This window comes from Halochromatium sp. (assembly GCF_054919635.1).
This window is the reverse complement of record NZ_JBUDPI010000183.1, coordinates 1-7240: the sequence shown is the minus strand read 5'-3', so window position 1 is coordinate 7240 and position 7240 is coordinate 1. Positions and strand designations below refer to the sequence as shown.

The window sequence follows — 7240 nt, the reverse complement described above, 5'->3', positions numbered from 1 at the left end:
TGGGCTTGAGACCTGGGCTTGAGACCTGGCCATCCAGCCTGCCAGGTTAGAATGAAGAGTCCTCAACATGAGAACCTGCGAAGCATGCCGCCATGAGCCCAAGCGAATTGGTCAGGTCCCAACCGCTTCAATCCCAGGGCGCTAGCTGGCAGTTCTGGATCGACCGCGGCGGCACCTTTACCGACATCGTCGGCCGCCGGCCGGATGGGCAGTTGGTCACGCAGAAGCTGCTCTCGGAGAATCCCGAGGCCTATGCCGATGCCGCGATCGAAGGCATCCGGCAACTGCTCGGTCTAGCACCGGATGAGCCTCTGCCGAGCGCCAAGATCGAAGCGGTGAAGATGGGCACCACGGTCGCCACCAATGCCCTGCTCGAGCGCAAGGGCGACCGCGTGCTGCTGATCGTGACGCGCGGCTTCGGCGACGCGCTGCGCATCGGCTATCAGGCCCGCCCGCACCTGTTCGAGCGCCAGATCGTCCTCCCGGAGATGCTCTACGAGCGGGTCGAGGAGGTCACCGAGCGCATCGGCGCCGATGGTCGCCTGGTCACCCCGCTCGATCTCGACGCGCTACGCCCGCGCTTGGAACAGGCCTACAGCGACGGCCTCCGTGCCATCGCCATCCTCTGCCTGCACGGCTATCGCTACCCCGAGCATGAGCAGCGCATCAAGGCGCTCGCCAAGGCGGTCGGCTTCACCCAGATCTCGACGAGCCACGAGACCAGCCCATTGATCAAGCTCATCGGCCGTGGCGACACGACGGTGGTCGATGCCTATCTGTCACCCTTGCTGCGGCGCTACGTCGATCAGGTCGAACGCCTTCTTGGCAATGGCTCAACAGGCCAGCCACGCTTGCAGTTCATGCAATCACACGGCGGGCTCACCAATGCGCATCTCTTCCAGGGTAAAGACGCGATCCTCTCCGGCCCGGCTGGCGGCATCGTCGGCGCGGTCGAGACGGCGCTGCAGGCCGGCTTCGATCGGCTGATCACCTTCGACATGGGCGGCACCTCGACCGATGTCGCCCACTATGCCGGCACGCTCGAGCGCACCCTTGAGACCCCGGTTGCCGGGGTGCGCATGCGCGCCCCGATGATGCAGATCCACACCGTTGCCGCCGGCGGTGGCTCGCTCTGCCGGTTCGACGGCAGCCGGTTTCGCGTCGGCCCCGAGAGCGCTGGTGCCAATCCTGGGCCGACCTGCTACCGTCGCGGCGGCCCACTTGCGGTCACCGACTGCAACCTGATGCTCGGCAGGCTGCAGCCGGACTTCTTTCCTGCGGTGTTCGGGCCAGACCAGGATCAGCCGCTCGACCTGGAGACGGTACAAGCCGCGTTCAGCGCACTCGCCGATGAGATCGCCACCGCAACCGGAGATCGACTCAGCCCGGAGCAGGTCGCCGAGGGCTTCCTGCGCATCGCGGTCGAGAACATGGCCAATGCGATCAAGACCATCTCAGTACAGCGCGGCTACGATGTGACCGAATACACCCTAGTCAGCTTCGGTGGCGCTGGCGGCCAGCATGCCTGCGCGGTCGCCGACGCGCTTGGGATGTCGCGCGTGCTGCTGCATCCCCTCGCCGGCGTGCTTTCCGCCTACGGCATGGGCCTGGCTGAGGTGCGGGCGCTTCGCGAGCGCTCGCTCGAGCAGCCGTTTGAAGACGTCCTCAACCGCGGCGAGCTCAGGGCGGCGCTGGATGCGATCGCGGCCGACGCCGAGGAGGAGCTTCGCGCCCAATCCATTCCAGACGCGTGCATCGAGTTACGCCGGCGGCTGCATCTGCGTTATCAGGGCTCAGACACCGCGCTTGAGATCGAGCTTGATCGGAACAAGGCGAACGGCAAGGCTAACGGCAACGATAACGCAGGCAGCCACAGCAGCGAACAAGCGCGCGCCATCGAGACAACCGCAGGGCTCGCGGCGGAGATCACGCGCAGGTTCGAGGCAGCTTATCGCGCCCGCTTTGGCTTCCTGATGCCCGGCACGCCACTGATGGCAGCCAGCGTCGCCGTCGAGGCCGTCGGCAAGGCCCATGGCTCGCCAAGGCCTGCAATCGGGTCTCCGGGGACCGCCGTCCCAGAGCCAAGCGCACGGGTCTCGGTATTCAGCGGCGGAGATTGGCAGCCATCACCACTGTTCGAGCGCAGTGCCTTACAGCCCGGCAACCGCATTGCCGGTCCTGCCATCATCGTCGAGCAGACCGGCACCACCGTCGTCGAGCCGGGCTGGCAGGCGGAGGTGACCGAGATCGGCAATCTGCTGCTGCATCGCGTTGCGGCCCGCGCCACCGCCCGAGCGATCGGTACCGACTGCGATCCAGTGATGCTCGAGGTCTTCAATAATCTCTTCATGTCGATCGCCGAGCAGATGGGCTACCGGCTGCAGAACACCGCGTTCTCGGTCAACATCAAGGAGCGGCTCGACTTCTCCTGCGCCCTCTTCGACCCCGACGGCGGCCTGGTCGCCAACGCCCCGCACATCCCGGTGCACCTGGGCTCGATGGGCGAGAGCGTGCGCGCGGTGATCGAGCACAACGCCGGTCGCATGGCCCGAGGCGCTGTCTATGCGCTGAACGCCCCCGATAACGGCGGGACCCATCTGCCCGACGTCACCGTCATCACCCCGGTGTTCGATGCCGCTGGCGAGCAGATCCTGTTCTACGTCGGCAGCCGCGGACATCATGCCGACATCGGCGGCATCAGCCCTGGCTCGATGCCGGCGCGCTCGAGCCGAGTCGACGAGGAAGGGCTGCTGATCGACAACCTTAAGCTGGTCGAGCGCGGCGTCTTTCAGCACGAGGCGGTCATGGCGCTGCTCAGCGCGGGGCCTTACCCAGCGCGTAACCCCGAGCAGAACCTCGCCGATCTGCAGGCGCAGATCGCGGCCAATGCCAAGGGCGTCGAGGAGCTGCTGAAGATGGTCGACCACTTCGGCCTCGCCACCGTCCAAGCCTACATGGCGCATGTCCAAGCCAATGCCGAAGAATCGGTGCGTCGGGTCATCGAGGTGCTGAAGCCGGGTCGCTTTCGCGTCGAGATGGACGATGGCGCGGTGATCGCGGTCGCGATCTCGATCGATCGAGCACGACGCCAGGCCAAGGTCAACTTTACCGGCACCAGCCCGCAACAGTCGAGCAACTTCAACGCTCCTGCGGCCATCTGTCGCGCCGCGGTGCTCTATGTCTTCCGCACCCTAGTCGAGGACGCGATCCCGCTCAACGAGGGCTGCCTGAAGCCGATCGAGCTGATCATCCCCGCGGGCTCGATGCTCAACCCGGGCTATCCGGCCGCGGTCGTCGCTGGCAACGTTGAGACCAGCCAGGCCATCACCGACGCCCTCTATGGCGCCCTCGGCGTCCTCGCTGCAGCTCAGGGCACCATGAACAACACCACCTTTGGCAATGGGCGCGTTCAGTATTACGAAACCGTCTGCGGCGGCTCCGGCGCGGGCCCTGACTTCGACGGCACCGCCGCAGTCCAGACCCACATGACCAACTCGCGTCTCACCGACCCCGAGGTGCTGGAATGGCGCTTCCCGGTGCGTTTGGAATCCTTCTCGATCCGCCAAGGCTCCGGTGGCAGCGGTCGTCATCGCGGCGGCGACGGCGTCGAGCGGCGCATCCGTTTCTTAGAGCCGATGGAGGTCGGCATCCTGGCCAATCGCCGGCGAGTCGCACCCTTCGGGCTTGCCGGGGGCGGCAATGGCGATTGCGCCCGCGCCTGGATCGAGCGCGCCGATGGCAGCATCGCGCACCTCAGCAGCACCGATAACGCTAAGGTGGACACCAATGATGTCTTCGTGCTGCAAACGCCGGGCGGCGGAGGCTTTGGCGAGCCTTGAGAAACACCCCGCCACGCGATGCCCGACAACGAGCCAACGCGCTCGGGCAATTCGCCGAGCATCCGCGCGCGGCAGCGCTGCGGGACTTCATCACCGGCTGGTGCGTCTCGTCGCTGTTGGCCCATAGCGCAGGGGGCCAACCCGAGGCCGGACGGCAGGAGCGACTGCCCCGCCCCGATCCAAGCCCTGATTGGGTGACTCAATGACCGCGGCCGACTCGCGACCAGCGAAGAACGCATGAGTCGCCTACAGTGCCGCGGCAAGGTCCTTGCCAAGGGCGTCGGTGGGCACTTCGATGTTCAGGGCCGCAGCCTGCGCGGCTGGACCAACGGCTGTGATCACAATGTCGCCTGGCTCGGTGCGGTAGGAGAGCGAGCGATCTGGCTTCTGCTGATACACCAGGATTCGCGAGCCGCTTAAGAGCGCGCTCAGGGGCTGCTCGACGATGGAGTCAGCAACCAGCTCCGGCTGATTCGCCGAGATGATCTTTCTGTGCAGCATGAGGCCCGCGTTGCGGAGCATGATATCGATGTCCGTCACGTCCTGCTCCTTGAGGCCGCGGGCAAAGAGCTCCGCGCGCAGCACCTCAACGACTGCGTAGAACTCGTCGACCCCAGAGATCGTCGTCCGACTTCAGCTCGCCTCCGCGCGCTCAAGCTCCGCCAGCGTGGTGCCAACCCTGTTCAGCGCCAGCGCAAGCCGATCGTTTATGGCGCTGACCCCAGCGGCATCGCCAGCGCGGCAGGCCTCCTCGAGCTGAAGCGCCAACTGATGCACGTTGATCGCCGAGACGTTGCCTGAAGCACCTTTGAGATCATGCGCCTTGATCCGTGCCTTGTCGTACTCGCCAAGACTGACGAGCTGTTGCAGTCCCGCACAAAAATCGCGGTAGTCGTCGCAGTACATGCGCAGGATCGTGCAATAGAGGTCCAGGTCACCGCCGACTCGGGCGATACCATCCGAGACATCGACCCCGTTATCACTAGCTAGATCAGCCGCCGCTGAGCTTGATTCGCCTGCCGCGCCAGCGCGCCGCGGCCGCAGATGCCGTTTGATGGTTGCAACCAGCGCTTCGCGATCGATCGGCTTGGAGACGTAGTCATCCATGCCAGCTTCCAGGCAGCGCTCCCGATCGCCCTGCATCGCATGGGCGGTCATGGCGATGATGGGTGTATCGCGATCACCGATCTGCTTGCGGATCGCCTCGGTCGCCGCAAGCCCATCGAGCTCGGGCATCTGCACATCCATGAGGATCAGATCGTAGCCACCGGCCGCCGCCCGCTCGACCGCGATCGCGCCGTTCTCAGCTGTCTCGACGGCGATCCCAGCGCGCTTGAGGATCTCGACAGCAACGCGTTGATTGATCGCGTTATCCTCGGCAAGCAAGACGTTAACGCCGGTGAGCTCACCCTGCAACGATGCAACAGGCTGCACCGCTGAGCTTGGCGCCGGCACCGTCCCGAGCAGCTCCATCATGGTGTCGAATAGCTGCGACTGTTTGAGCGGCTTGCTCAGCCAGCGATCGACGCGAGCATTCTCGGCGCCTCTCGGGCGTGCCTCCCGACCGCCAGGACTGAGCATGACCACCGCTGGCGAAGTGCCGGTACCCTTTAACGCCGCAGCCACCTTGGCCCCATCAATGCCCGGCAGGTCGATGTCGATCAAGGCCACGTCGATCGGCGCTGTACCTTGGTCCTGGCAGCGAGCCAATGCGGCCTCGCCGCTGGCCAAGCCCTCGACCTCACAGCCGAAGCCCGCCAGCATCCGCTCGGTGACATCAAGCAGATAGGGATTGCCCTCGACGATCATCACCCGCACTGGCTGTGCGCTCCTCGGCAGCTGTGGGGGCTGGCGTACCTCTGAGGGTACGCCATCAAACATTGCCGTAAACAGGAAGGTCGTGCCCTGTCCCCCCGTGCTGCGCACCCAGATGCGGCCTTGCATCAGCTCGATGATACGCTTGCAGATGGCCAGTCCGAGGCCGGTGCCACCATACTGTCTGGTCGTCGAGCCATCCGCTTGCCGAAAGGCCTCAAACACTCCTTCCTGCAGCTCAGCAGGTATCCCAATTCCGGTATCGCGAACCTGAAACAGGAGCTCGTAGCGCCCCTCGTTCGCCCAACGCAGATCAGCGGTGAGATGGATCTCGCCGGCGTTGGTGACCTTGACGGCATTCGAGATCAGATTGGTCAGGATCTGACGCAGCCGCAATGGATCACCCAACAGCTGCTGCGGTACCGCCTGAGTGACGTCAACGACCAGCTCGATCGACTTTTCACGTAGCCGGTCGATGAACACATCGGTGACGTCTTCGATCACCATTCGGGGGTCAAAGGGGATGCGCTCAACATCGAGCTTGCCGGCCTCGATCTTGGAGAAGTCGAGGATGTCGTTAATGATGCCGAGCAGGGATCGGCTCGACGACTCGATGATCCGGACATAGTCCTGTTGCTGCGCATCCAAAGGCGTCTCAAGCAACAGATCGCAGACGCCGGTGATGCCATTCATCGGGGTGCGAATCTCATGGCTCATATTGGCCAGGAACTCGCTCTTAGCGCGGCTTGCCGTTTGCGCCTTTTCGGCCATTCCCCGCAGCATCTCGCGGGTCTGCTTGATCTCAGTGGTATCGATCAGAAGCGCGCGCATGCCAGACAGGGCGTCGCGCTCGATCAGTGGCGTCGAGCGCATCATGACCGGGAAGCTGCGTCCATCGGCGCCGCGCACCTCGAACTCTTGATTGCCGATCTCCTCACCGCCCAAGGCCGCGTGCCAGGCGCGGGTGAAGGCCTGCTGATCATTCGGGGCAATCAGGTCGAAGAGCGCAAAGTCGTTTGCCAGTTGTTCAGCAGAATAGCCAGTCGCAGTGACCGTCTTCTGATTAAAGAAGGTCAGCCGACCCGACAGGTCGGTTTCGATGAGCATCTCGGGCAGAAACTCGGCCAGCTCGCGGAGTCGACCCTCGCTTTGCTCGAGCGCCCAAAGCACGCGCTTGCGCTCGGTGATGTCGCGCGCAACACCATAGGTCCCAAGGAATGTCTCACCATTGGCGCTACCCCCCTGACCGTTAAGCTGACCACCAACCTGGCCGTCAGCCTGGGCGTAAACGCCAGAGGCATAGAGCTGGAACACCGGCAGGTCATGGATGTCAGGATCGACGTCACCCTGCTTCGGCCGCAACCGAATCTCGAAGGCTTGAGTGGCTCGCTCGCCTGTGCGTCGCTCACCGATGTGCCAACGCACCTGCGAGACATGGTCCATCGGAATCAGCAACGAAAAGTGCTGGCCGACCAGCTCGTGCGCAGCATAGCGCAGCAGGGTCTCAGTATTGCCCCCGACAAACTCGAAGTGTCCATCCGGGTCGAGCATGTAGATTAGATCGGGCGAGCTCTCTACCAGCATGC

The 7240-nt window shown here is 64.3% G+C and carries 4 protein-coding genes; 2 read left to right on the top strand and 2 right to left on the bottom strand.

The features are described 5' to 3' along the window. Window positions 1-92 precede the first annotated feature (92 nt). The gene (locus tag ACY693_RS11760; RefSeq protein ID WP_462322014.1) at window positions 93-3839 is read left to right on the top strand and encodes a hydantoinase B/oxoprolinase family protein; all 3747 of its coding nucleotides are present in this window, start codon (window positions 93-95) and stop codon (window positions 3837-3839) included. After that, window positions 3836-4045 carry a hypothetical protein gene (locus ACY693_RS11755; protein WP_462322013.1) on the top strand — a complete coding sequence of 70 codons (210 nt, stop codon included), beginning with the start codon at window positions 3836-3838 and terminating at the stop codon, window positions 4043-4045. The genes ACY693_RS11760 and ACY693_RS11755 overlap by 4 nt, the downstream gene beginning before the upstream one ends. A gap of 40 nt (window positions 4046-4085) precedes the next feature. Here ACY693_RS11755 and ACY693_RS11750 read toward each other — a convergent pair whose 3' ends face one another. Both ACY693_RS11750 and ACY693_RS11745 read right to left on the bottom strand, forming a co-directional pair. Next, entirely contained in the window at window positions 4086-4424 is a 339-nt protein-coding gene (locus tag ACY693_RS11750; protein ID WP_462322012.1) for a hypothetical protein, read from the bottom strand. 48 nt (window positions 4425-4472) lie between these two features. Then, the coding region (locus ACY693_RS11745; RefSeq protein ID WP_462322011.1) for a hybrid sensor histidine kinase/response regulator at window positions 4473-7240 on the bottom strand (2768 nt) is incomplete at its 5' end.